21 protein-coding genes are annotated in these 25,477 nt (G+C 66.2%); 17 read left to right on the top strand and 4 right to left on the bottom strand.

What is annotated here, in order from left to right; translation table 11 throughout:
* Positions 1-94 precede the first annotated feature (94 nt).
* The 4 genes from B1790_RS06855 to B1790_RS06840 are packed head-to-tail and all read left to right on the top strand — an operon-like array spanning position 95 to position 4,078.
* On the top strand, positions 95-1,033 hold the full coding sequence (locus B1790_RS06855) for a glycosyltransferase family 4 protein (RefSeq protein ID WP_233164978.1): 939 nt from the start codon (positions 95-97) through the stop codon (positions 1,031-1,033).
* Positions 1,030-2,169, top strand: coding sequence for a glycosyltransferase (locus B1790_RS06850; RefSeq protein ID WP_198951934.1), 1,140 nt, complete (start codon positions 1,030-1,032; stop codon positions 2,167-2,169). The genes B1790_RS06855 and B1790_RS06850 overlap by 4 nt, the downstream gene beginning before the upstream one ends.
* On the top strand, positions 2,151-3,371 hold the full coding sequence (locus tag B1790_RS06845; RefSeq protein ID WP_079922469.1) for a glycosyltransferase family 4 protein: 1,221 nt from the start codon (positions 2,151-2,153) through the stop codon (positions 3,369-3,371). Before B1790_RS06850 ends, B1790_RS06845 begins: the two co-directional genes overlap by 19 nt.
* A complete protein-coding gene (locus B1790_RS06840) occupies positions 3,368-4,078 on the top strand; it encodes a class I SAM-dependent methyltransferase (protein ID WP_079922468.1) in 711 nt (236 codons plus the stop codon). The genes B1790_RS06845 and B1790_RS06840 overlap by 4 nt, the downstream gene beginning before the upstream one ends.
* 48 nt (positions 4,079-4,126) lie before the next feature.
* Here the strand turns inward: B1790_RS06840 and B1790_RS06835 are convergent, their stop codons facing one another.
* Positions 4,127-5,023 carry a polysaccharide lyase gene (locus B1790_RS06835; RefSeq protein WP_233164977.1) on the bottom strand — a complete coding sequence of 299 codons (897 nt, stop codon included), beginning with the start codon at positions 5,021-5,023 and terminating at the stop codon, positions 4,127-4,129.
* Between the two features lie 157 nt (positions 5,024-5,180).
* Here B1790_RS06835 and B1790_RS06830 point away from each other — a divergent pair, with 157 nt between their 5' ends.
* From B1790_RS06830 to B1790_RS06805, 6 genes are read left to right on the top strand one after another with little or no spacing between them, the layout of a single operon-like run.
* Positions 5,181-7,340, top strand: coding sequence for an alginate lyase family protein (locus B1790_RS06830; RefSeq protein ID WP_079922467.1), 2,160 nt, complete (start codon positions 5,181-5,183; stop codon positions 7,338-7,340).
* Positions 7,337-8,671, top strand: coding sequence for a nucleotide sugar dehydrogenase (locus tag B1790_RS06825; RefSeq protein WP_079922466.1), 1,335 nt, complete (start codon positions 7,337-7,339; stop codon positions 8,669-8,671). Before B1790_RS06830 ends, B1790_RS06825 begins: the two co-directional genes overlap by 4 nt.
* The gene (locus B1790_RS06820; protein WP_079922465.1) at positions 8,665-9,693 is read left to right on the top strand and encodes a glycosyltransferase family A protein; all 1,029 of its coding nucleotides are present in this window, start codon (positions 8,665-8,667) and stop codon (positions 9,691-9,693) included. The genes B1790_RS06825 and B1790_RS06820 overlap by 7 nt, the downstream gene beginning before the upstream one ends.
* Positions 9,690-11,225, top strand: coding sequence for a lipopolysaccharide biosynthesis protein (locus B1790_RS06815; protein ID WP_079922464.1), 1,536 nt, complete (start codon positions 9,690-9,692; stop codon positions 11,223-11,225). The genes B1790_RS06820 and B1790_RS06815 overlap by 4 nt, the downstream gene beginning before the upstream one ends.
* Positions 11,225-12,412 carry a glycosyltransferase family 4 protein gene (locus B1790_RS06810; protein ID WP_079922463.1) on the top strand — a complete coding sequence of 396 codons (1,188 nt, stop codon included), beginning with the start codon at positions 11,225-11,227 and terminating at the stop codon, positions 12,410-12,412. The genes B1790_RS06815 and B1790_RS06810 overlap by 1 nt, the downstream gene beginning before the upstream one ends.
* Entirely contained in the window at positions 12,409-13,401 is a 993-nt protein-coding gene (locus tag B1790_RS06805) for an NAD-dependent epimerase/dehydratase family protein (protein ID WP_079922462.1), read from the top strand. The genes B1790_RS06810 and B1790_RS06805 overlap by 4 nt, the downstream gene beginning before the upstream one ends.
* Positions 13,402-13,414: 13 nt before the next feature.
* On the opposite strand, the gene B1790_RS06800 is transcribed toward B1790_RS06805, so the two are convergent.
* From B1790_RS06800 to kstD, 3 genes are all read right to left on the bottom strand, one after another.
* Positions 13,415-14,782: a glutamate-1-semialdehyde 2,1-aminomutase gene (locus tag B1790_RS06800; protein ID WP_233164976.1), complete on the bottom strand. Its 1,368-nt coding sequence runs from the start codon at positions 14,780-14,782 to the stop codon at positions 13,415-13,417.
* Between the two features lie 215 nt (positions 14,783-14,997).
* On the bottom strand, positions 14,998-15,858 hold the full coding sequence (locus B1790_RS06795) for a MaoC/PaaZ C-terminal domain-containing protein (protein ID WP_079922460.1): 861 nt from the start codon (positions 15,856-15,858) through the stop codon (positions 14,998-15,000).
* A gap of 4 nt (positions 15,859-15,862) precedes the next feature.
* Complete coding sequence (gene kstD, locus B1790_RS06790; protein ID WP_079922544.1) at positions 15,863-17,545, bottom strand: 3-oxosteroid 1-dehydrogenase; 1,683 nt, start codon at positions 17,543-17,545, stop codon at positions 15,863-15,865.
* A 71-nt stretch (positions 17,546-17,616) separates the two neighbouring features.
* On the opposite strand from kstD, the gene B1790_RS06785 reads away from it, so the two are divergent.
* The 7 genes from B1790_RS06785 to B1790_RS06755 are packed head-to-tail and all read left to right on the top strand — an operon-like array spanning position 17,617 to position 25,453.
* Positions 17,617-18,402 (top strand): 2-keto-4-pentenoate hydratase, encoded by a 786-nt coding sequence (locus B1790_RS06785; RefSeq protein ID WP_079922459.1) that lies wholly within the window; start codon positions 17,617-17,619, stop codon positions 18,400-18,402.
* 21 nt (positions 18,403-18,423) lie between these two features.
* Positions 18,424-19,374: an acetaldehyde dehydrogenase (acetylating) gene (locus tag B1790_RS06780; RefSeq protein WP_079922458.1), complete on the top strand. Its 951-nt coding sequence runs from the start codon at positions 18,424-18,426 to the stop codon at positions 19,372-19,374.
* Complete coding sequence (gene dmpG, locus B1790_RS06775) at positions 19,371-20,423, top strand: 4-hydroxy-2-oxovalerate aldolase (RefSeq protein WP_079922457.1); 1,053 nt, start codon at positions 19,371-19,373, stop codon at positions 20,421-20,423. Before B1790_RS06780 ends, dmpG begins: the two co-directional genes overlap by 4 nt.
* A 40-nt stretch (positions 20,424-20,463) precedes the next feature.
* Positions 20,464-21,456 (top strand): permease, encoded by a 993-nt coding sequence (locus B1790_RS06770; protein WP_079922456.1) that lies wholly within the window; start codon positions 20,464-20,466, stop codon positions 21,454-21,456.
* A complete protein-coding gene (locus B1790_RS06765) occupies positions 21,453-22,160 on the top strand; it encodes a TIGR03943 family protein (RefSeq protein ID WP_079922455.1) in 708 nt (235 codons plus the stop codon). The genes B1790_RS06770 and B1790_RS06765 overlap by 4 nt, the downstream gene beginning before the upstream one ends.
* Positions 22,150-23,334 carry a serine hydrolase gene (locus B1790_RS06760; protein ID WP_079922454.1) on the top strand — a complete coding sequence of 395 codons (1,185 nt, stop codon included), beginning with the start codon at positions 22,150-22,152 and terminating at the stop codon, positions 23,332-23,334. Before B1790_RS06765 ends, B1790_RS06760 begins: the two co-directional genes overlap by 11 nt.
* Before the next feature lie 31 nt (positions 23,335-23,365).
* Positions 23,366-25,453, top strand: a complete 2,088-nt coding sequence (locus tag B1790_RS06755) for a RecQ family ATP-dependent DNA helicase (protein ID WP_079922543.1) — start codon at positions 23,366-23,368, stop codon at positions 25,451-25,453.
* The last annotated feature ends 24 nt before the right edge of the window (positions 25,454-25,477 follow it).

The following is a 25,477-nucleotide window of genomic DNA, read 5'->3' as shown; positions in this document are numbered from 1 at the left end:
GGTCTCGACTAGCACGCGTACGCGGGGCGGGATCGCCACCTATGTTCGCGCCGTGCAAGACACCCCCTTTTGGGGCGAATGGAGCGTCCAGCACGTGAGCACGCACCGAGACGGGTCGAAGGCCGTCAAGTTGGCCGCCTTCCTCGGAGGTGCCGCTCTATTCATGGTGCAGTTGATCCGACTGCGGCCCAACGTTGTTCACCTGCATTCCAGCGCCGACGCGAGCTTCATCAGGAAGGCGACGCTGTTCTGGATGAGTCGCGTCACCGGTGTGCCCGTGGTGCTGCACATCCACGGATCCAGCTTTCACGAGTACTTCGCCGGGTCGCCGCCGCTGGTGCAAGCGGTCATTCGGTCGACCCTGCTGAATGCGTCGGCGGTCGTGGCGCTCGGTGAAACCTGGGCCGAGCGACTTCGTTCGATCGCGCCAGGCGCCCGAGTCGTGCTCGTCCCCAATGCCGTTCACGTCGCCGACGAACCAAGGCAACCGGAGCCGGGACAGTCGGTCGGCGTCGTCTTCCTCGGCAGAATCGGCGACCGCAAGGGTACGTTCCGACTGCTCGACGCATGGGCTCGGCTCGGCGGGCGATCCGCGACCCTCACCATCGCAGGCGACGGTGAAGTGGATCGGGCCAGACGGCGCATCGACGAACTCGGCCTCGAAGACAGCGTCGAACTGTTTGGATGGTTGCCGCAGAGCGAAGTCGGTGAACTGCTCGACCGTGCAGACGTTCTCGTCCTGCCGTCGCTCAACGAAGGACAACCCATGGCGGTGTTGGAGGCGATGGCGCGGGGTCTGTGCGTGATCGCCGGCGATTCGGGTGGGTTGCCGGAGATGGTCGGCGGGGGGTGTGGCGTACTGGTCTCGGCCGGTGACGTCGACGCGATCGAGAAGGCGCTGGACGAGGTCATCGAGGACGCCGAACTCCGGGACCGCTACGGCGCGGCCGCATACGCCCGAGCACGGGAACGCTATGACGTCGACGTGGTCTCCCGGCAGCTCGACGCGCTCTACCGGGAGGTGGCCAGATGAGCCGACGTCCGATCCGGGCATTGTTCGTGGTGCCAGACTTGCGGGTGGGCGGGGCGGAGCGCCACGTGACGACCCTGTTGCCGCGCATGGACCCCGAGCGCTTCACGCCTTCACTGATTTGCCTTGGCGCAGAAGGTGATTTGTACCCCGAGGTGATCGAGGCCGGGGTGGATGCCACCGCGCTGCGCTTGCGCAAGCGTCAGGCAGTTCGCGCTCTGTGCACACTGGTCGCCACCCTGCGTCGCACGCGTCCCGACGTCGTCGTCATGCGGGGTTACAACGCGGAGACGCTCGGCCGGATTGCCGCCAGGATTGCCGGTGTGAAGCACACCATCGTGTGGGCGCACAACATCGGCGACGCCCGCCCGCGTGGCCGGGTTCGGGCTTGGCTGGATCGCATCTTGGAGGGCCACACCAGCAGGTACTTCGGGGTGGCCGAGCTGCAACGCAACTATCTGACCGATGAGCTGCGCTACCCGGCGGACAAGATTCGCATCGTCCACAACGGCGTCGACCCGGCACGCTTCGCGGTCGATCCGAGCCGGGCGATACTCGCGGAGTTCGGCGTCGACCCGTCGGATCCGGTGGTGGCCATCGTCGCGGCGCTGCGCCCCGAGAAGGACCACGAAACGTTCTTGCGGGCGGCTCGACGCGTAGTCGACGTCGAACCGACCGCGAGGTTCCTCGTGGTCGGGGACGGGCCGATGCGTACGCGACTGGAAACACTGTGTGAGGACTTGGAACTCACCGCGAACGTGCACTTCGCCGGCGCCCGTGGCGACATCGCTCGGCTGCTTGCGGCGATCGACGTGTTCGTGCTGAGTTCGATTACCGTGGAGTGCTTTCCGATTGCATTGCTCGAGGCGATGGCCTCTGCGCGACCCGCGGTGTGCACGGCGGTAGGGGGAATTCCGGAGATCGTCCGGGACGGCGAAACCGGCTACCTGGTGCCGCCGAACGATTCAGTACGTCTAAGTGGGCGGATCTTGGATTTGTTGTCGAATCCAAGCGTCGCCAAGGAGTTTGGCCGCGCGGGCAGAGCCAGGGTGGAGCAGGAATTCACCCTGGACCGCAGCGTGAACAAGGCACAAGAAGCGATTGAGGATGTGGTCAACGGATGTCTCGTCACATATTGATTCTCGTCGAGAACCTTTCGGTTCCGTTCGACCGCAGGGTCTGGCAGGAATCCCTGGCGTTGGTCGAGAACGGATATCAGGTCACCGTCATCTGCCCGGCCGGGGTCAAGCAAGACCGGGAACCGGAGGTCACGATCGAGGGTGTCCGGATCCTGCGCTACCCCTTGCGCCCCGCGACGGGCGGCCCGCTCGGGTATCTCCGCGAGTACAGCCTTGCGCTGTGGCACAGCGCGCGGTTGGCGATCAAGGTTCGTCTCGAGGGACGGGTCGACGTCGTCCACGCGTGCAACCCACCGGACCTGCTCTTCCTGATCGCGATGCTGCTGAGGCCGACTGGAGCTCGGTTCGTCTTCGACCACCACGATCTGGTCCCGGAACTGTTCTTGTCCCGCTTTCCCGGGCGCGCGAAGGTGCTCCACGGGATGACGCGGTTCGTCGAACGTCTCACCTTCGCCGTTGCCGACGGGGTGATCTCGACCAACGAAAGCTATCGCCGGGTCGCGATCGAGCGAGGCAAGGTGGCGGCCGATCGCGTGGTCGTCGTCCGCAGCGCACCCGACCTCGACCGCTTCGTTCCGAGTGACCCGGACCCAGATCTCAAGCGCGGCAGGAAGTACCTCCTTGCCTACCTTGGCGTGATGGGCCCGCAGGATGGCGTCGACTACGCGTTGCGGGCGCTGGGCATGCTGCGGCACAAGCTCGGTCGTGACGACGTGCATTGCATATTCATGGGTGCCGGCGACGCCTATGACGACGTGGTGGAGCTCGCGCACGACCTGGGAGTGTCCGACATGGTCGAGTTTCCGGGACGGGTGCCCGACGAGTTCGTGCGGCGATGCCTTTCGACCGCTGATGTTTGCTTGTCGCCGGACCCGCACAATCCGTTGAACGACGTCTCGACCATGAACAAGGTCGTCGAGTACATGGCAATGGCGCGCCCGATCGTCTCGTTCGAGCTCCTCGAGGCGCGCGTCTCGGCAGGCGGCGCAGCCGTATACGTCGCCGACAACGACGAATTCGCGTTCGCAGAGGCGATCGACGAACTCCTCGACGACCCCCACCGCCGACGGGAGATGGGCGAGCTCGGCCGCCACCGGGTCGAACGGCAGCTGTCGTGGTCGTCGTCGAGCGAGGCCCTGGTCCAGTTCTACCGGCAGATGTTGCCCACCAACGATGTAATTCACAGTCAAGGAGCACGATGATTCCCGCAACGGACACACCGGTCGAAACACACGCCGGCGCACAGCACTTCTGCCGAACGGTGCGTGCCGTCGACGGAGTGGGGCCGGACCCGCACGTCTTCGTCGCGGGGTGCGGCAAGGGGCACGAGGCGCTGTTCATCCGCAAGGAACTCGGTGGGTCCCTCGCCGGCGTGGACATCGGCGAGGAATGGGATCCGGACCTTGGCTCTGACGTCGACGGCTTCGAGCTGACGGCAGCCAGCGTTCTCGACTTGCCGTTCAACGCGAACAGTTTCGACATCGTCTTCTATCACCACGTGATCGAGCACGTCAGCGATCCCGCCCAGAGTCTGCGCGAGCTGGCCCGAGTTCTACGCCCGGGTGGTGTCATCTACATCGGAACACCGAATCGTCATCGCGCGGTGGGATACGTGGGTTCGTACGGCGCCACCGCCATGCAGAAGCTGCAATGGAACTTGACGGATTATCGTGCCCGGCTCGCCAACAGATTCCGCAATGAGCTCGGCGCCCATGCGGGGTTTGCCGAGAATGAGCTGTGTGGGCTGGTCGCCGAGGAGTTCGTCGACGTCCGCGTCCTCACCGGCGATTACCTGCGCTTCAAGTACGGCAAGCGCCTGTCGGAGCGGGCTCTGCGCACGATCACTGCCCGCCCCGTCCGCGAGTTCGCCGCACCGTCGGTGTACGTCATTGCGCGAAAGGCGCATTGAGCCGAGTCGTGCGGCCATGGCGGCAGCCGATGAGGAGCGCTGGTACGTCTACAGCTCCTCTTCGGCTGCCGCGCAGACGAATCCAGAGTGGTAGACGATTCCAGTCGCCGGGATGTCGTTCTCGCGGTAGTAACCCTCTTTGTAGTAGACGGTCGGTGCTGGACTGCTGCCCGGGAGCAGTGTTCGAACGAAGTATGTGTCGCTGCCGTCCGTGAACGTCTGGCGCGCGCCGTTGAGCCACAGCCGGACGTAACCCTTGGTGTCCGACGTCGACCACAGGACCTCCATCTTGACCTCGTGCCAGGAGCCGGGGTTGATGGGCGTTCGGAACAGATGTAGCTGGCCGAGGTAGCCACCGGGATCGGATTGCCGCTCGGCGACGAGGGTCCACTGACCGTCCTGCTCTCCGACGGTCCAGTTGAGGGGCGGGCTGCCGAGCGACCCGTCGCCGTGCCATTGATTCGTGAGTCCCCAGCCAAGGGCAGAATGGTTGCTGGGAAAGCTCTCATCGAACTTCGTAGCAAATTGGTACCACCGGATTTGGCCCTCGGCGCCGCCGGATGCGTCGGTGCCGCTGACTTCAGAGCGTTCGCCCCCGCCGAATGGCGGCACGTCGCCGGTGCGGACTTCGTAGCGAGCCGCCTTCCCGTAGGTGGGGTCGTCCACGATGCTGGCCGAGTAGTCGGACTTGAACTCGCTTCCCTCGCCGTTGTACCCCTTGCACTGGACCCACCACTGGCTGAAATCGCCTGTGCTGTAGTCGCCTACGAACAGACTGCGCCGGTCGTCGACCTGTTGCGTCTTGGTGAAGGGGGCCTGCTCGGGTGGAGCACTCGGCTCTGTCGTACAACCGGTCAGTGCCGCAGCCGCGCCGATCATCGACAACTGCACGAATCGACGACGGCCGAGGCTCAGGTTGGCCGGTGTGGACGAGTAGTGGTGCATGACCCGAGCATGCCACAGCCTGGCCAGGCAAACCTGTCCTAGACCGGTGGATCTAGGAAACTGTAATAAATTTGCCAGAAGTGCAGAGGCAAGTTAATATTTCCTCAAATTGGTGCGTGCTGATGGTTCTCGAGATCGCCAGCAGTAGGGGGAGCGCGTGTCGACATTGGGTTGGTATTTGGGACGGGCGGGGGCGATGTCTCCGTCGGAGGCGGCCTGGCGCGTGCGCAGGCTCGGTGCCGACTTGTTCGGTGCTGGTGAACCGCGCGAAAGGGCAGACGTCACGGTCCTGACGGATGCCAACCGCGACTGGGCTGCGCTCGCGCAGGCGTTCCGCGACGGCGTCGACAGGCCGGTCCTACTGAACGAGTCCCGTGCGGAGCGCATCGCCGAAACGCACCAGGTCGACGTCGCCGCGCTACTGAGCGAAGCGGAGAAGTTGCTCCGCGGCGAGCGGACGTACTTCGGCTACGGCACCGTGACGCTGAGCGCGCCGGTGGATTGGAACTTCGATCCGATCAGCGGTAATCACTGGCCGACGATCGCCGCGAAGCGCATCAACCATCGTGCGGCGCAGAGTGATCCGAAGTGGATATGGGAGTTGAACCGGTTGCAGCACCTGCCGGTGCTTGCGCAGGCCTGGCTGTTCACCGGCGACACGCGTTTCGCCGACGCCGCATTCGACGAACTCGACACGTGGCTCGACCAGAATCCCGTGGGCATGGGTGTCGCCTGGCGCGGCGCCTTCGAGGCGGGGATCAGGGCGATGTCGGTCGCCATAGCCATGCAGGGGTTGAGGCATGCGCCGTCGTTCACCACCGAGCGCTACCGGCGAGTGGTGCGCATGCTCGACGCCAGCGCTCGCTACTGCTGGTCCGCGCGGTCCCTGTACAGCTCGGCGAACAACCACCTCGTCGGAGAGATTGCCGGCCTGCTGGTGGTTCACCTCCTCTTTCCCGAACTCGACGCCCCGAATCGATTGGCGCCAAGGGCATTCAGGCTCCTGTCGCAGGAGGCGGATCGCCAGATCCTGCCGGACGGAGCCGGCGCGGAACAATCGGTTGCCTACCAGATGTTCACCGCGGAGCTGTTGGCCACGGTCGTCGCCCTCGTGCGCTTGCGTGGGGACCGCGTGCCGTCGCCCTTGACCGACGCCTTGGAACGCAACGCCGGCTTCCTCGCAAACCTTCTTGGCGCCGACGAGTCGGTTCCTGCCTACGGGGACGACGACGACGGCTTCGCGCTGCGGCTCGGCGTCGAGCCCAAGCGCACCTTGCGTGACCATCTGGCGATAGTGGCGGCCAGCACGGGAAGCCGGGCCGCGGGCGTGCAGACGTTGACGTCGGCGTGGCTGGCAGCGTCGTCGGAGCCCTCCGGCCGAGAGACGGGCCGTGGCACGGACATCGCATCGGCGGTCGACGGGTTCTATGCCGCCGACGGCGGTCTGGCGGTGCTGCGGTCGGACCGCCGACGTCTGACCATGGACGTGGGCCCGCTGGGCTACTTGTCGATCGCCGCGCACGGCCACGCCGACGCGCTCGCGATAACGCTCAGTGAGCACGGTCGCGATCTGATCGTCGATCCCGGCACCAGCAGTTATTATGGCAAGCCGGCGTGGCGAAACGCCGACCGTGGCACGCGCGCACACGCCACGGTATGCGTCGACGACGTCGACCAATCCGTCATCGGCGGTCCCTTCTATTGGCGGAGTCACGCCAAGACCACGGTGCATGCGGTCGACGTCGGTCGCGGAATCGTCGACGCCGAACACGATGGCTACCGTCGCCTCGACGACGCCGTGGTGCACCGGCGTTGGGTCATCGCGCCGCCGGACCAAGACACGGTGGCCGTCGTCGATCTGCTCGACGGGTGCGCCGAACACGACGTTGCGGTGTCATGGCCCTTGCATCCAACCCTTGACATGGAGCCGACGGAGCACGGCCACCTGGCCAAGATCGGCGGGACACCGGTGCTTCGACTTTCCTATGCCGCAACGACTCCGCTGCCATGGCAGGAGATTCGCGGGAACGCCGAGACCAATCTCGGCTGGCATTCGGATCGCCTCGAATCCAGACAACCAGCCTGGCTGGTAGGGCTACAGGGTCGCGCCACGCTGCCGTTGGCGGTGCTGACGCTGTTGCAGACAAGCAATACCAACACGATCACCGAGCCCAGAATCGTGCTCGATGGTCAGTTCCTATTCGTGAGCTGGCTCGAAGAGCGGGTTCGACGCGAGTGGGTAATCGAACGCACCGCTGGTGGCGCCGTGCTTGGCGTCCATCCATCACCGGCGGCCAACCAAGGGAATACGAAATGAATGGTTCGCAGGTCAAGGTGGGCGTGTACGGCCTCGGCTACGTCGGGTGCGTATCAGCCGTGTGCATGGCGTGGCGCGGATTCGACGTCATCGGCGTCGACGTGAACGCCGACAAGATGGACTCGTTGCGACAGGGCCGATCCCCCGTGGTGGAGGCCAAGATTGGTGAGCTCACCGCTGAGGTCGTCGCCTCCGGCATGTTGACGGTGTCGAGTGACTTCAAGATGGCCGTTGCGAGCACCGACATCTCCCTCGTCTGCGTCGGAACCCCGTCCACGTCTAGCGGCGGTCTGTCGACCACTGCCCTCGAGCAGGTGACGAAGGACATCGGAGCCGCCCTTGCCGAAACGGACCGCTGGCACGTCGTGGTGTACCGAAGCACCATGGTCCCCGGAACCTGCGAAGACCTGCTCATTCCGCTGTTGGAGAAGACGTCCGGCAAGAAGTCGGGCGTCGACTTCGGCGTCTGCGTCAATCCGGAGTTCCTCCGCGAGGGGACGAGCGTCGACGACTTCCTCGATCCGCCCAAGACCGTTGTCGGAGCTACCGATTCGCGCAGCAGCGACACCGTCCTGAGTCTCTACGAAGGGCTGCCCGGTCCCCGGTTCGTCACGGTCGTCAAGGTCGCCGAGATGACGAAGTACGTCGACAACAGCTTCCATGCGGTGAAGATCTGCTTCGCGAACGAGATCGGCGCGATCTGCTCGGCGTTGGACTTGGACTCACACGACGTCGCCGAGATCTTCTTGGCCGACACCAAGTTGAATATCAGTCCGGCCTACCTACAGCCCGGCTTCTCCTTTGGCGGGTCATGCCTCCCGAAGGACATCCGGGCACTGACGCACACCGCGCGGCGCAACGACCTCGACGTTCCATTGCTCGGAAACGTGCTCATGTCCAACGAGGTTCACCTCCGCCGCGCAGTCGACTTCGTGGTCGCCACCGGTCGGCGAAAGGTGGGAATCTTCGGGTTGTCCTTCAAGTCGGGCACCGACGACCTGCGGGAAAGTCCCTTGGTGGAGATGGCCGAACGTCTCATCGGCAAGGGTTTCGACGTGCTGATCCACGATGCGAACGTGACTCTGTCGCGAGTGATCGGAGCCAACCGGACCTACATCGACGAGCTCCTGCCGCACGTCGGCCACCTGTTGGTCGACGACGTCGACGAGGTCCTGGCACACGGTGAGGTCTTGATTGCCGGGTCCCGGGCGCCAGAGGCCGTCGACGCGATCATGCGTGCCGACCCGGACAAGATCATTCTCGACCTGGTGCGTCTCCCCGTCCCCGCAGGCGCGTCCCGGTCTGCGAATTATCAGGGCATCGCGTGGTAACCACGACGACGCCGTTCATCAGCTACCTGGTGACCGCCTATCAAACCGAGAAGTACGTCGGCGAGACCATCCGGTCGGTGTTGACGCAGACTCGCTCCGACTGGGAGCTGGTGGTGGTCGACAACGGGAACTCCGATGAAATGGCTGCGGTGGTAGGAAGTTTCACCTCGGACCCCCGGATCAAGTTGATTCGACAGGAGAACAAGGGCGTTCGTGGGGGCGTCACCGCGGCCGCCAATGCCGCTGCGGGGCGCTACGTCTGCCTGCTGGACAGCGACGACCTGTTGGAGTCCTCCTTCACCGAGCGCGTGAGTGAGTTGGTCGACGGTGATCCCGGTATCGACGCCGTCGGTTGTGATGCGGACCTATTCAGAGACCCTCAGGACGGCGTGCCGCCCAAGGGTTGGTTCAGCACGATCGGATGGCGGTCGGTACCTGGTCCGCAGAGTTCGGTGTCCCTGGAAGAGATGCTCGACAACGGCATACCGCACTACCTGGGTGCGATTCGCCGCGACGTGTGGGAGGCACACGGCGGGTATGACCGCTGCGCCGAGGACGTCGAACCGGACGTCCATCTCTGGTTGAGCATGGCGGCCGCCGGTCGTGACATCCGCATCCTGCCTGACCGGCTAGCCCGGATCAGGGTCCGCAGCGACTCCGAATCGCACGACGCCTCTCGAATTGCGAGTTTCGAGAACAGGTTTCAGAAGGCCTTCATGAGTGTGTGTGAGACCTACCCGGTGAGTGAGGAAGCCGTAGCCAACTCCCGATTGGTGCGCCGGTTTCGCTACCTTCAGGCAATGCGACGGGCGCGATGGGCGCTCCTCGACGGCGACGTGGCGGGTGCCCGTGGCGCCGCCCGGGAAGCGTTTCGATACCGCCGTACGGTTCGGGCTGCGTTGGTTGCGGGGATGATCGAGCTCAGTCCGCGGTTGCTGCGGGTTCTGCATGCTCCCAAGAACCGTGTGCAACATGCGTTGGCCCGCGCAAAGTTTCGCCTGACCGAGGGTGAGATTGCGTGACGGAGGAACTCGATCGCCAGCACCCCGGGGGCCTCGCCGGCATGGTCAAGCGAGGAATGGCGATGGCGGCGTCCGGTGTGGTCGTCGTCCAGGTGGTCTCGATTACTCAAACACTCATCGTGGGTCGGTTGTTGGGGCCCGAGCAGGTGGGTGTCTACACGGCTGGAGCGGTCCTCGTCGGATTCGTCCTGATGATGACCGAAGGCACGATGGCGCATGCGCTCATCCAGCGTGAGCACGACGTCGAGGACGCCGCGAACACGGCCCTCATCGCAACTGCGGTCAACGGGCTGCTCCTCGCGCTTGCCACCCTGGCGGCTTCTCCCCTCATCGGATGGATCTTTCACAGCCACGAGGCTGGCCTGATCGCGGCTGCGAGCTCTGGCGTGATGCTGTTGCACGCCTTCTCCGTCGTGCCGGATGCCTTGATGCAGAGAGCGTTTCAGTTCAAGCGTCGGATGTTCGTCGATCCGGCGGTGTCCATCTCCTTCGCCGGCACCGCGATCGTCTTCGCGCTGCTGGGTTACGGCGCGTGGGCCATGGTCATCGGGTCCTACGCGTCGATGACCGTGTGGGTCGTGATGAGTTGGTCGATGGCGCGTTGGCGGCCATTCCGCGGTCGCTTCTCCTGGCAGATCTACCGCGAGATGGCGAGATTTGGTCTGCCCGTTGCGATCGACGGCCTGGCTGACCGAATCCGCGAATCTGCGGAACAGATGTTGGTCGGACGCGCCCTGGGTGCCGCCTCGCTCGGACAGTTTCGATACGCCTTTCGAATCGGCATGATTCCCACCGCAATGGTGATCAGATGTTGCGGATACGTGCTCTTCCCGACGTTCTCGCGCATCGCCGGTGACGCCGTTCGATTCCGGCAGGCCTTCCTTCGTGCACTCGGCTGGCTGTGGTTCGCCGCACTGCCCATTGCAGTGATCATGGCCGTGGCGGGGGAGCCCATCGTGGTGCTGCTACTCGGACAGGAGTGGCGGGGCGCGGGCAACGCGACCGAGGCGATGGCCGGAATTGGGCTCGGCAGTGCGTTGTGTTCGGTTACCGCCGACGTGATCAAGGCAAGCGGTAGATCGTCGTTGTTGATCTGGACCGCAGCGCTTCAGTTGGTGGTGGGTCTGCCGGTAATCCTGCTGCTGCTGCCCTACGGACTGGTCGGTGTCGGCGCCGCCATTTCGCTTACCCAGATCGTCACGGGTTTCGCGATGGTGTTCGTGGCCCGCTCGGTGGTGGGGGCCACACTCCGTGAGCTCGCGAACTGCTTGTTGGCACCACTGGCTGCCGCGTTGGCTGCGCTCGGCGTGGCCCTCTCGGTGGAGCAACTGATCTTCCATTCCGACCAGATGTCCCTTCTTCCTGGGCTGGCATCGATCGTCGTGGTGATCCTGCTGGTGACCGTCGTATATCTGGGCGCTCTGCGTGTCCTGTCGCCGACCTGGTCGAACGCAGTCTGGCGAGCGGTTGGACAGACCGTGACCAAGCTCAGGAAGCGCAACCAAGAAGACGAAGAAGTGGTGAGGGTCTGATGAAGGTCGTGATGATCGGGGCCTACCCCCTTCAGCCTGGTGAAATCAAGGGTGGCATCGAATCGGTCACCAGCACGCTGGTGCCGAGCCTCGCCGAGTGCGACGACATCGAAGGCATCACCGTGATCCGGTTCCACCGTGGTGATGCAGTGACGAGCTATCGACGGGAGGGTCCCAAGGTCGAGGTCCACTATCTCCGTGGGCAGGATCGGTTGCGCACCATCACCGGCTCGTTTCTCGACGTCCGCAAGGCGCGCAAGCTGATCGCGCACATCCAGCCCGACGTCGTCCACGGTCAGGAGATCGGCTGGTTCGGCGACATCGCGACCCGATGTGGAGCGCACTCCGTCGTCACGGTGCACGGCCTTCCCCACGTGGAGATCAGACTGCAGGCCCGCGACGGCTTCCGGCACAAGTTGCGAATCATGCCGGTGGAGAACATGGTTCGACGTGTGCTGCGCAGGGCGAAGGTCGTGATCTCGATATCGCGCTACGACGCCGAGCGGCTGGACGGGATGATCAGCGGCAGCCGGGTCAGCATTGCGAACCCGACCGACGCGTCGTTCTTCGAGCTGGCGCCGTCGGGGTCGACCTCGCCTCGGCTGTTGTTCGCCGGCGTGCTGACCCCACGAAAGAACGTGATTGGCCTGTTGAATGCGTTTGCGCTGATGCGCAACAGCATGCCGGAGGCTCGACTGGCGATGGTGGGCCCCGCTCCCGATGCCGAGTATGCCGCTGTCGTCGAGGCGCGGATCGCCGAGTTGGGTCTCGACGGTGCGGTCGACCGGGTTGGCTTCGTCGGCAACGACCGGCTGCGTGACGAGATATCGGCCGCCCGTGCTGTCGTCCTCTTCTCGCGCGAGGAGACCGCTCCGACGATCATCGCTCAGGCGATGGCGGCAGGGAAGCCGGTCGTGTCGTCGCGGGTCGGTGGGGTTTCCGAGATGGTCGTCGATGGCGAGACCGGCTTCCTGGTCGACTCCGAAGACGAGACGGCACTTGCGGATCGACTGCTCAACGTGTTGCAGGATCAGGACCTTTGCTTGGACATGGGACGGCGAGCTCATGACGTTGCGCGGCAGCGCTTCTCGCCCGACGCGGTGGCAGCTCGAACCGTCGAGGCGTACCGGGCCGCGCTCGGAAGCCCCGCTAGGACATCCACGGAAGTGCTCGAGGAGATGAAATGATCACAAAGACTTCGTTCGACTGGAACGGCAAGCCCGTGCTCGTAACCGGCGGCGCAGGTTTCATCGGTTCGCACCTGGTCGAGTTGCTGGTCGAACGGGGCGCCAGGGTAACCGTCGTCGACGACTTCTCCTCGGGTTCTCGCGAGAACGTCGCTGCCGTGGCCGATTCCATCACCATGCTGGAATGCGATGTCAGAGAATTAGATTGGAAGAAGCACCTCCGCGACGAGCCCGCCGAGGCGATCTTTCACTTCGCCGCGAACGCCTATGTGCCCCCATCCGTTGAATCCCCGTCATTCGACTACGAGATCAACTTCGCGTCCACGTTCCGGTTGCTCGAGGCGCTCCGCGAGACGTCGTGGGGCGGTCGCATGGTGTTCGCGTCCTCCGCGGCGGTGTACGGCAACGCCGTCCGGGTACCCATCAGCGAGTCGGACCCGACCGTTCCGATCTCCCCGTACGGAGTCGGAAAGCTCTCTGCGGAGCGGTATCTCGCGGTCTTCGCGCCGCTGTACGGGCTCAATCTGGCGTCGGTGAGGTTCTTCTCCGCCTATGGTCCCCGCCAGCGCAAGCAGGTGGTCTTCGATCTCCTTGCGAAGTTGAGCGTCGATGCGGAGCGGCTGCCCATCCACGGTGACGGCACCCAGGTGCGTGACTTCCTGTACGTCAAGGACGCCGCGCGGGCGGCCATGATCGTCGCCGAGAACGGCGAACTCAACGGCGAGGCGTACAACGTCGGTGCCGGCCGCGGGTCGACGATCGACACGTTGGCCACGTCGCTGTGTGCGCTGCTCGGTCTCGATCCGCTGCTCTGCTACACCGGAGTCAACCGGCCCGGTGACCCCGAGAAGCTGATCGTGGACATCTCCAAGATCCAGGCCATCGGCTATCAGCCGGCCGTCGACTTCGAGGAAGGCCTGGCGGCGGTCGTCGAGTGGTTCCAGACGGTTACGGGTGCGCGCTGGGATTCGGCCAGCCTCAGCGCGTGATGCGCTGAGGCCGTCAGGCGTCGACCTCTGAACGGACGTCGACGCGACGCGGCGCGGCCAGACGCCGCAGCGCTGGTGCGACCGGGTTGCCGACCAAGAAGCCGTCCACGCTGCCCGCCTCGATGGCGCGGCTGTAGACGGCCAGGGCTTGCCCTACCTTCTCGACGGTCTCGGTGATGTCGGCGTCGGTGTGCGCAGCCGAGATGACGAACGACTGTCCGAGGATGCCGCGCTTCAGCATCTCCTGCAGGAACAGCGTCCGATAGAGCTGTGAGGGTTGCCCCGCTGGATCGCGGGTCACGAAGACCAGGCACGACGGTCGGCCGGCGACTTCGAAGTAGTCGAGGATGCCGAGATCCTTGGAGATCGCGTTGACCTCGGCAGCCAATCGCCGACCGGACGCCTCCATTTGGCCAACGGGGTCCTCGCGTCGATAGGTGTCTGCCACCGCGAGAAACGCGGCAAGGCCCGTCGTTTCGGCACCGTAGGTCGTGGAGAGCAGGAACACGCGATCGGAATCGGTGTTCAGCCCGCCCAACTCCATGATGTCGCGCCGGCCGGCGAGCGCCGAGATGGGGAATCCGTTGCCAATTGCCTTGCCCCAGCAGGACAGGTCTGGCGTCACCCCGTACAGGCTGTGCGCTCCGTGGACGGACCACCGAAAACCCGTGATGATCTCGTCGAAGATCAGCACCGCCCCATGCTTGTCGCACAGTGCGCGCACTCCTTCGAGGAATCCGGGCAACGGCTCGGCCATCCCGGTGGCGGCTTCCAAGATCACCGCGGCGATCGAATTCGGCGAAGCGTCGAACAACGCCGCCAGTGACGCCACGTCGTTGTAGTCGAAGCGCAGACTGTCGCGCACGGCGGAATTCGGGATGCCGCTCGACATCTCCGATGTGCCGATGAACCAGTCGTCGACCGAGAAGAACGGATGGTTGCACACGGCGATCTTCGTGCGCCCCGTTGCCGCGCGCGCCAGCCGAACGGCGGCCGTAGTCGCGTCGGATCCATTCTTGGCGAACTTCACCATGTCGGCGCTGGGAACGAGATCCAAGAACTCCTCAGCGGCCTGCAATTCCAGCACCGTGGGGCGGGTGAAGTTCACGCCGTTACCCAAGGCGGCGCACACGGCGTCGACGACTGGGCGGTAGTTGTGGCCGAGTGTCACCGACCGCAAACCCATGCCGTATTCGACGTATTCGTTGTCGTCGACGTCCCACACCCGGGCACCCTGACCGTGGGACAGGACGGGAGCCATCCATTCCGGATACTGGTCGGAGCCCCGCGCATAGGTGTGGGCGCCTCCCGGTACGAGTTCGTGAAGACGTCGTTGCAGACGGTTGGACTGCGTGAACGAAGGCGTGGACGACGAGTGCACTGGATGCCTAACTGTGCGGGCTCCTGGGATGAAGCTGACGGACATTCATGTTTGCCAGTTCGTGCACCGCAACGACTTCGTCAGGACAGTCGACTGCAACGAAATGCCAGCGAAGCCGAGTAATGCGAACCAACGCTACGCGATGATTCAAATTCAGCAAACAGCCCCACGGATAGCCAGGCTACCGCTCACAGGGAACGCCCGCAATCCGTGCGCTACGCGGGCGTCAGCTCCACGCCCGAGAGAACGACCGCGCAGTCACGATCCGGTGCCACGAACACGGCGAGCAGCCGCCCGCCGTCCTCCCATACCCGTGCCACCAGGGTCTCGCCTGGGAAGAGGACTCCCGCGAAGCGGGCGCCGTACGAGCCGACGCGGGACACGTCACCGTCGAGGAACCGGTCGACGAGCGCCTTCGCGGCGATGCCGTAGGTGCACAGCCCATGCAGGATCGGCTTGGGGAAACCAGCCGCCGCGGCAAATTCGGGATCGGAGTGCAGCGGGTTGCGGTCACCGCAGAGCCGGTACAGCAGGGCCTGCTGCGGCAGTGTCGGGATGGACAGCTCGACGTCGGGGGCGCGGTCCGGCGGTTCGTCCGACGTCGACGCGCCGCGCTCGCCGCCGAAGCCGCCCTCACCGCGGGCGAAGATGGAGCGCTTCTGAGTCCAGAGCAGGTTGCCGTCGGGTGTGGTCACCGTCGTCTCCGACCAGATGACCGCCGCCTTGCCCTTGTCCCAGATGTCTGTGAAGCGGGTGACCGCCCGCCCGGTCCCCGACGGCGGGATGGGCCCGGGAACGGTGACGGCTTCGCTGGCGTGCAACACCTTGGACAACTCGACGTCGATGCCGGGGAACTTCACCGTCGGCGCCGCGGTCTCGTGGAACGTCTGAGCCACGCTGCCGAACGTCGGCAGCACCTGAGGCGTGCCGTCGGTGAGGTAGCGGAGCTCGCGGGGATCGAGAGGATCCGCGCCTGCCCCAAGGCCGAGGTGGTACAGCTGAACGTCGCTGCTGCTCCAGGAGAACTCGACCGGCGGAAGCTCGGCGCCAAGGGCTTCGTCGAGGTTGATCGGCATGCGGCTAGGCCTTGCCGGCCAGGTGCAGCGCGGCGAGGTATCCGAACGTCATGGCGGGGCCGATGGTCCCGCCTGGACCCGGGTAGGTGTGGCCCATCACCGGTGAGCTGACGTTGCCTGCCGCGTACAGCCCGTCGATGACCGATCCGTCGTCGCGGAGCGCCCGGCCGTTGACGTCGGTGCGGACGCCGCCCTTGGTGCCGAGATCGCCCGGGACCATCTTGGCCGCGTAGAACGGGCCGTGGTTGATCTCGCCGAGGTTCGGGTTCGGCTTGACGGTCGGGTCGCCGTAGTAGCGGTCATACGCGCTCTCGCCGCGATGGAAGTCCTCGTCGACGCCCGAGCGGGCAAAGCCGTTGAACCGTGCGACCGTGTCCTTGAACTCACCGAGCGGCAGGCCGGTCTTCTCGGCCAGCTCCTCGAGCGTGTCGGTCTTGACGACGACGCCCGATTCCAGCCACTTTTTCGGAATGCGTTGTCCCGGTTGAAGTCCCGCAAAGATGTAGCGGTCGCGGTACTGCTGGTCGAAGATCAGCCAGGCGGGCACGTTCTCGCCTGGGCCCTCGCCCTGGCCGAACTTGCCGCCATACATCCAGTGGCACGCCTCCACGTACGGCATCGACTCGTTCATGAAGCGCTTGCCGCTGGTGTTGACGATGATCGAACCGGGGGAGTTGCGTTCGGACAGCGCGAACCACGGCGCCCCGACCAGCGGCACCGTCGGGCCCCACCAGGAGTCCTCCATCATTTCCAGTGCGGCGCCGAGCTTCTCGGCGGCCTGGATGCCGTCGCCGGTGTTGGCGACCGCGCCGACGGTCCACTCGGTGGTGATCGGAGCGCGCTGGTACTTCACCCGCATCTGTTCGTTGTGCTCGAAGCCGCCGCTGCCGAGGATGACGCCCCGGCGAGCGCGAATGAGCCGGGGCTCTGCGCTCTCCGGACCGGTGGTGTCCCGCACGTAGACGCCACGCACGACACCGTCCTCGACGTACAGGTCGGTCAGTGCGGTGTTCAGTTCGACTGGCACACCGGACTTTTGGAGGCCAATCCGCATCGGTGCGATCAGAGCGCGCCCCATGCCGACCAGATTCTTGCCTCTTGACTTCGCCCAGGTCGCGCGGATGCCGACCTTGAGGCTGCGCAGAACGCCGCGCGGATGACGCTTCAGTTGGTTCAGCCGCACGTAGTCCTGCTGCATCACCACCATGTTCATCGGCACCTTGCCGTACGGCGGCTCGAGTCCCTTCTCGTCGGCGCCGAGCTTCTTGGCGTCGAACGGCTTCGGCTCCACCGACCGGCCGGTGGGCTTGCCGCCCGCGGCCTCGGGGTAGTAGTCGGAGTACCCGGGGACCCAGCACAGCTTCAACGGCGAGTGCTTCAACACGAACGACAGCATCTCCGGGCCGCGGTCCAGATAGGTGTCGATCTTCTCGGGCTCGACGGCGTCGCCGATGATCGTGTGCAGGTAGGTGCGGGCCGCCTCGGCGGTGTCCTTCACCCCGTCCTTCTCGAGGACTTCGTTGTTCGGAATCCAGACGCCACCACCCGACCGCGCAGTGGAACCTCCATAGTGCGGAGCCTTCTCGACGACTAATGTCGAGAGTCCCTGGTGGGCTGCGGTGAGTGCGGCCACCATGCCGGCGGCGCCGCTTCCGACCACGACGACGTCGTACTCCTGTTGGGTCATGTAGAACACGTTATAGAATTGCCCGGCCGGCCCACAACTGTGCCGGTCGACGAAACGAGGGGACTTCACCGATGTTGTCGTCTGATGTGCGTGCCGAACTGGCCGCCGAGCTGGCCGAGGCCGAGCGCGGCAAGGTGCCGATGAAGCCGTTGACCGACAGGTATGCCGATCTGGACGTGGTGGACGCCTACGAGATTCAGCTGTTGAACATCCGGGCGCGGGTGGCCGCCGGTGCGAGGGTGGTCGGGCACAAGGTGGGTTTGTCGTCGGAGGCGATGCAGAAGATGATGGGCGTCGACGAGCCGGACTACGGTCACCTGCTCGACGACATGGAGGTCTTCGAGGACCGGGCGGTCCCGGCCGGGAAGTTCCTCTATCCGCGGGTGGAGGTCGAGGTCGGCTTCATCCTCGCCGACGATCTGCCGGGGGCCGGGTGCACCGAGGACGACGTGCTCGCCGCGACGGCCGCGTTCGCGCCGTCGATCGAGTTGATCGACACCCGGATCACTGACTGGAAGATCAAGTTGGGTGACACGATTGCCGACAACGCCTCGTCGGCGGGCTGGGTGTTGGGCGCCGATCGGGTGTCGCCGAAGGACGTTGACATCAAGAACGTCGACGCGGTGTTGACCCGCAACGGTGAGGTCGTCGCCGAGGGGCGCAGCGATGCGGTGCTCGGCAATCCGGTCACCGCGGTGGCCTGGTTGGCGCGCAAGGTCGACGACTTCGGGGTGCGGCTGCGGGCGGGGGACATCGTGCTGCCCGGCTCGTGCACGCGGGCGATTGACGCCCGTCCTGGTGACGACTTCGTCGCAGATTTCCTTGGGCTGGGTTCAGTCCGTCTTTCTTTCGAGTGAGCGTTTCGATGAGGAGAAGCCATGCCGAATAAGGCAACCGTCGCGATCGTCGGGTCCGGCAACATCAGTACCGACCTGCTCTACAAACTGCTGCGCTCGGAGTGGCTGGAGCCACGCTGGATGATCGGCATCGACCCCGAGAGCGAGGGTTTGGCGCGGGCGCGCAAGCTGGGGTTGGAGACCAGCCACGAGGGGGTGGATTGGTTGTTGGGCTTGGATGAGAAGCCGGATCTGGTGTTCGAGGCGACCAGTGCGTATGTCCATCGCGCCGCCGCGCCGCGCTACGCCGAGGCCGGCATTCGGGCGATCGACTTGACCCCGGCCGCCGTCGGCCCAGGGGTGATTCCTCCGGCGAATCTGCGCGAGCACCTCGACGCGCCGAACGTCAACATGGTCACCTGCGGCGGGCAGGCCACCATCCCGATGGTCCACGCGGTCTCGCGAGTGGTGGACGTGCCGTATGCGGAGATCGTGGCGTCGGTGTCCTCGGCGTCGGCCGGGCCGGGCACGCGGGCCAACATCGACGAGTTCACCAAGACCACCAGCCGTGGGGTGGAGGTGATCGGTGGTGCCGCGCGTGGCAAGGCGATCATCATCCTGAATCCGGCGGAGCCGCCGATGATCATGCGCGACACCATCTTCTGCGCGATCCCCGAGGACGCCGACCAGGATGCGATCACCGCGTCGATCAAGGAGGTCGCGGCGCAGGTGCAGACCTACGTGCCCGGGTACCGGTTGCTCAACGAGCCGCAGTTCGACCCGCCGTCGGTGCACTCCGGCGGCTACGCGTTGGTGACGGTGTTCGTGGAGGTCGAGGGTGCCGGGGACTATCTGCCGCCGTATGCGGGGAATCTGGACATCATGACGGCCGCGGCGACGAAGGTCGGCGAGGAGATCGCCAAAGACGGCCTGCGGGCTACCGGTGATGAGCGCTTGCGCGAAGAGCAGACGGTGTCAGGAGGACACGCATGAGTGCCGAGGTCTTCTTCGACGCGAGCTGGGACGTCCGGATGACTGACACGTCGCTGCGCGACGGGTCGCATCACAAGCGGCATCAGTTCACCAAGGACGAGGTGCAGTCGATTGTCTTCGCCTTGGACGCCGCGGGGGTGCCGGTCATCGAGGTGACCCACGGTGACGGGCTTGGCGGGTCGAGTTTCAACTACGGGTTCTCCAAGACCCCGGAGCAGGAGCTGATCAAGCTGGCCGCCGAGACGGCCACGAACTCCAAGATCGCGTTCCTGATGCTGCCCGGTTTGGGCACCAAGGAGGACATCAAGGAGGCGCAGCAGAACGGCGGCTCGATCTGCCGGATTGCCACCCACTGCACCGAGGCCGACGTGTCGATCCAGCATTTCGGGCTGGCCCGCGAGCTGGGCTTGGAGACCGTCGGTTTCTTGATGATGGCGCACACGACTCCGCCGGAGAAGCTCGCGGCGCAGGCCAGGATCATGGCCGACGCCGGCTGTCAGTGCGTCTACGTCGTCGACTCCGCGGGTGCGCTGGTGCTCGAGGGCGTCTCGGATCGCGTGGAGGCGTTGGTCGCCGAGCTGGGTGAGGACGCGCAGGTCGGTTTTCACGGGCACGAGAACCTGGGGCTGGGGGTGGCCAACTCGGTGGCGGCGGTCCGGGCGGGCGCCAAGCAGATCGACGGCAGCACCCGGCGCTTCGGCGCTGGCGCGGGCAACGCGCCGGTGGAGGCGATGATCGGGGTGTTCGACAAGATCGGCGTCAAGACCGGTATCGACTTCTTCGAGATCGCCGACGCCGCGGAGGACGTGGTGCGTCCGGCGATGCCGCAGGAGTGTCTGCTGGACCGCAATGCGTTGGTGATGGGGTACTCCGGGGTGTACTCGAGCTTCCTCAAGCACGCGATTCGTCAGGCCGACCGTTACGGCGTGCCTGCGCATCAGCTGCTGCACCGGGCCGGGCAGCGCAAGCTGATCGGTGGCCAGGAAGACCAGCTCATCGACATCGCCCTGGAGATCAAACGCGAACAGGACGCAGCGGCAACCGCGTAGGCCCAACCGTCCTGACAGAAAAGCGAGGCAGGATGGGGCCGTGACATCGGCCCCGCCCCAGAGTCGACGACGCGTCGGTTCACTCGAGGTTCTGCTGGTCGGCTTGATCGCGTTGGCGTTGTCTGCCGGAGTGGTCAGCGGTTTCGTCGCAGGCAATTCCGGGCTGCGGACGGCCGCGACGGTGTTCTGCGGGGTGTTCGTCCAGGCCCTCCCGTTCCTGGTGCTCGGCGTGGTGGTCAGCGGTTTGATCGCCGCGTTCGTCAGCGCCGAGCGGCTGCAACGCTGGCTGCCGCGTCGGCCCGCCCTGGCCGTTGCGGTGGCCGGTGTCGGTGGCGCCGCGCTGCCGGGGTGCGAGTGCGGCTCCGTTCCGGTGGCTCGCAGGCTCTTCGGGCCCGGCACGAACGGAGCGGCTGCGTTGACGTTCATGCTGTCCGCGCCGGCGATCAACCCGGTGGTGCTCGTCGCGACGGCCGTGGCGTTCCCCGGCCAGCCGGCCATGGTGCTCGCGCGGTGCGTTGCCTCGCTGGCGACCGCCGTCGTCATGGGTCTGCTGTGGTCGCGGTTCGGCAAGAACGAGTGGGTCACCCGCGACCTGCCCGAGGCGGCGCCGGACGGATCGTCGCGGTGGGCGGTGTTCACCGAGGCGGCGCGGCACGACTTCCTGCAGGCCGCTTCCTATTTGGTGCTGGGGGCGGCCGCCGCGGCGGCGCTGCACGTGCTGGTTCCGGCGTGGGTGTTCGAGCATCTCGCGGGCAACCTCGTGGTCGGGGTCGTCACGATGGCACTCCTCGCGGCGGTCCTGGCGCTGTGCTCGGAGGCCGACGCCTTCGTCGTCGCGAGCCTGACGATGGTTCCGCTGGTGCCGCGGTTGGTGTTCCTCGTCGTCGGCCCCGCCTTCGACGTGAAGTTGGCTGCGATGCAGGCGGGCATGTTCGGGCGCGCCTTCGCGCTGCGCTTCGGTCCGGCCACGTTGGTGGTGGCCAGCGTCATCGCGACCCTCGTCGGGTTGGCGATCCTTGGCGGTGGCTCGTGAGCCGGGTGACCCAGAATCTGGTGCTGCTGCTGGTCGGGCTGAGCACCGCGGTGATGCTGGCGAAGGGCACCTACCTCAACTACGTGAAGCCCGCGCTGCTGCCGTGGCTCGCGGTCGCGGCGGCGGTGCTGGTGACGCTCGGCCTGGTGGCGATCGTGCGCGACCTGCGATCGGCTCGAAACGACCACGAGGACGAGCATGGCCATCGGCACCAACCGTGGCTCGGCTGGCTGTTGCTGATCCCCATCGCGATGGTCGCCTTCGTCGTCCCCCCGCCCCTTGACGCCAGTGGCGCCACGTCGGCCCCCGTCAGCGCACCGCAACGACGTGCCTTTCCGCCGCTGCCCGCAGGTGACGCACCGACGGTCTCGCTGCCAGAGGTGGTGATGCGGGCCGCTGCCGACTCGACGAATTCGCTTGCCGGACGGTCGATCACGCTCACCGGGTTCACGTTGCACGGTTCGGACCAAGTCGACCTTGCTCGGGTCGTCATCGTCTGCTGCGCGGCCGACGCCCAACTCGCACGCATCCACCTGACCGGGCCGGCGGCACCGTCGGTCGCCGACCACTCCGAGGACACCTGGCTACAGATCGAAGGTCAGATCGTGCCCGGCTCATCGCACGCAGAGGACGGTTTCATCCCGACCATGACGGTCACCAGCGCCACCCCAGTCGCCAAGCCTGCCAACACGTATGCCTACTGACATTTCCGGTTTCGCGGACGAAGGCTTCGGGCCGGTCGCGGACGCCTTCGCCGAGAACTTCCGTCGCGGTACCGAGATGGGCGCGGCGTGCGCCGTCCACCACGACGGCAGGTTGGTGGTCGACCTGCACGGCGGCGTCGCGGACGTCACCACCGGAAGGCCTTGGGCGGCAGACACTCTCACGATCGGGTTCTCCGTCTCCAAGGGCCTGATGGCGCTGTGCGGGTACCTCGCGCATCAGCGCGGGCTGCTCGACTTCGACGCGCCCGTCGCATCGGTGTGGCCGGAGTTCGCCGCACATGGCAAGCAGGACATCGTGATTCGTGACGTGTTCGCACACCGGGCGGGTTTGATGGCGTTGGACGCCGATCTCACGCTCGAGGACGTGCTGGCGTGGGAGCCGGTGATCCGGGCCATCGAGGCGCAGCGTCCGCTGTGGGAGCCCGGGACCGCGTTCGCCTATCACGCGCTGACGTTCGGCTGGCTCACCGGCGAGATCCTGCGTCGTGCCACCGGAATGATGCCGGGCGCACTGCTCGCCGCGTGGTTGACCGACCCGCTCGGCGTCGACGCCTGGATCGGATTGCCGTCGGATCTCGAGCATCGGGTGGCCCGAATGCACGCGCCGCGGTCGCGGTTGTTGCGGACCGGCTACCGCGCGATGCCCGCCATCCTGCGCCGCATCGGCAAGGCACCCGCGGTGCGTACCGTCACGCTTGGTTCGGCGTTCCCCTTCTCGCTGATCGACGGCTGCGCGCGCGACTTCAACACACCGGCCGTGCACGCCGCCCAGATCCCGGCGGCCAACGCAATCCTCGACGCCCGCGCGCTGGCGACGATCTACGCCTCCGCGGTGGCACCCCTGACCGGAGCGCCCCTGTTGTCCGCGGCCTCCGCCGTCGACGCCGTCACCGTGCGCTCGGTGGGGGACGGGTGGTCCGCCGCGCTCAGCCCGCCGGGGATCCGATTCTCGACGGGGTTCCTGGTCAACGGCATCCCGTTCCGTCCGCTGCTGTCCGATTCGTCGTTCGGGCACGACGGCGCCAGCGGCAGCCTCGGGTTCGCGGACGCCGACAGCAAGACCGGCTTCGGGTACGTCAACAACCTCATCTCGCCGCGCGACCACCGCGCGAACGACCTCAGTGCCGCCCTGCGACGCTGCCTCGGCCTCTAGGACGTCGGACCGTGCGGGCACCATGTACGTCATGGCGACCCGCGAGCAGGCTCAGACCATCCTCGAGCAGCTGGCCGGACCACAGGCCGTCCTGCGCGACGACCAGTGGATCGCCATCGAGGCGCTCGTCGTGCAGCGGCGCCGCGCGCTAGTGGTGCAGCGCACCGGGTGGGGCAAGTCGGCGGTGTACTTCATCGCCGCCAAGCTGCTGCGCGCGAGCGGGCACGGTCCGACGGTCATCGTGTCGCCGCTGCTGGCGCTGATGCGCAACCAGGTGCAGGCGGCCGACCGGGCCGGCGTCCGCGCCGCCACCATCAACTCGAGCAACGTCACCGACTGGGCCGAGATCCACGAGCGCGTGCGGGGCGGCGATCTCGACGTGCTGCTGGTCAGTCCGGAGCGGTTGAACAATCCCGACTTTCGCGACGAGGTGCTGCCCGCCCTTGCGCACGACGCGGGCCTTGTCGTCGTCGACGAGGCGCACTGCGTGTCGGACTGGGGCCACGACTTCCGGCCGGACTATCGGCGCATCCGAACGCTGATCGCCGAACTGGGCACCGACGTCCCCGTGCTCGCCACCACGGCGACGGCCAACGACCGCGTCGTCGACGACGTTGCCAGCCAGCTCGGGGTCGGCGGCAAGGACACCCTGGTGCTGCGCGGCGGGCTGGACCGCGAGTCGCTTCGGCTGTCGGTGGTCAAGGCTGACAACCCGGCCCAACGAGCGGCATGGCTTGCCGCCCATATCGATTCACTTCCCGGGTCGGGCATCGTGTACACGCTGACCGTGGCCCAAGCCAATGACGTCGCGACGCTGTTGCGCGATCAGGGGCACGCGGTCGCCGCCTACACCGGAGCCACCGAGACCTCGGAGCGCGAGCAGCTGGAGGGGGATCTGCTTGCCAACCGCGTCAAGGCGCTGATCGCCACCTCGGCGCTCGGCATGGGCTTCGACAAGCCCGACCTCGGATTCGTCGTCCACCTGGGCGCACCGTCCTCGCCGATCGCGTACTACCAGCAGGTCGGCCGCGCGGGCCGGTCGACGGCGAGTGCCGAGGTGGTGCTGCTGCCCGGTCACGAAGACCAAGATGTGTGGCGGTACTTCTCGTCGGTGGCGTTTCCGTCAGAGGTCATGGTGCGCAACGTGATCGACGCGCTGGAGTCCGAGCGCCCACAGTCGACGCCCGCGCTGGAGCCGTTGGTCGACCTGGGCCGGACGCGGCTGGAGATGGTGCTGAAGGTGCTCGACGTCGACGGGGCGGTGCGGCGGGTGAAGGGCGGCTGGATCGGCACCGGGGTGCCGTGGGAGTACGACGAGGCGCGGTACCGAAAGCTAGACGAGGCGCGCAAGCGCGAGCAGCAGGCCATGCTCGACTACCAGGTGACCGAGGGCTGCCGGATGGCGTTCCTGCGGGGGCAGCTCGACGACCCGGAACTCGCAGAGGGCGAGCGTTGCGGCCGCTGCGACAACTGCACCGGCAAGCAGTACGACGCCTCGGTCGACCCGTCCTCGGCCGAGGACACCCGCCAGCGGCTGATGCGGCCGGGGGTGGAGATCGCACCGCGCAAACAGTGGCCGTCCGGGCTGGCGAAGCTCGGGGTCAAACTGAGCGGCAAGATCGGTGACGGTCCGGCGCCGGGCCGGGTGATCGGCAGGCTGACCGACCTCGGCTGGGGGGCGCGGCTGCGGCGACTGCTCGACGAACCGGACGCCGAGGTGCCCGCGGAGGTGGTGCAGGCGGCGGTGAAGGTGTTGGCGTCGTGGGAGTGGTCGACGAGGCCGACGGCGGTGCTGGCGATGGACTCCGATCGGCATCCGCTGTTGATCGGCTCGCTGGCCCGCGAGTTGTCGCGACTGGGGCGGCTGACCGATCTCGGCACGCTGCAGTACGCGCCGGAGCGACGCCCGGTGACGGCGGCCAACTCCGCCTACCGGGTCGCGGCACTGCACGGTGCGTGGCTGGCGCCCGATCCTGGCGTGATCGCCGGTGCGGCCGGACCGGTGCTGCTGGTCGACGACATGACCGACACCGGGTGGACGCTGACGATGGCCGCGCGCGTGGTCAGGGTTGCGGGCGCGTCGGAGGTGCTTCCGTTCGCGCTGGCCAGCACCAGCTAGCTGGCTTCGTTGAGGTCGCGTTCG

Origin of the sequence: Mycobacterium sp. AT1, assembly GCF_002043095.1 — a bacterium.
In the GTDB taxonomy this organism is placed as follows: Bacteria; Actinomycetota; Actinomycetes; order Mycobacteriales; family Mycobacteriaceae; genus Mycobacterium.
Note: the sequence above shows the minus strand (reverse complement) of the source record. Positions and strands in the feature narration are given on the sequence as shown.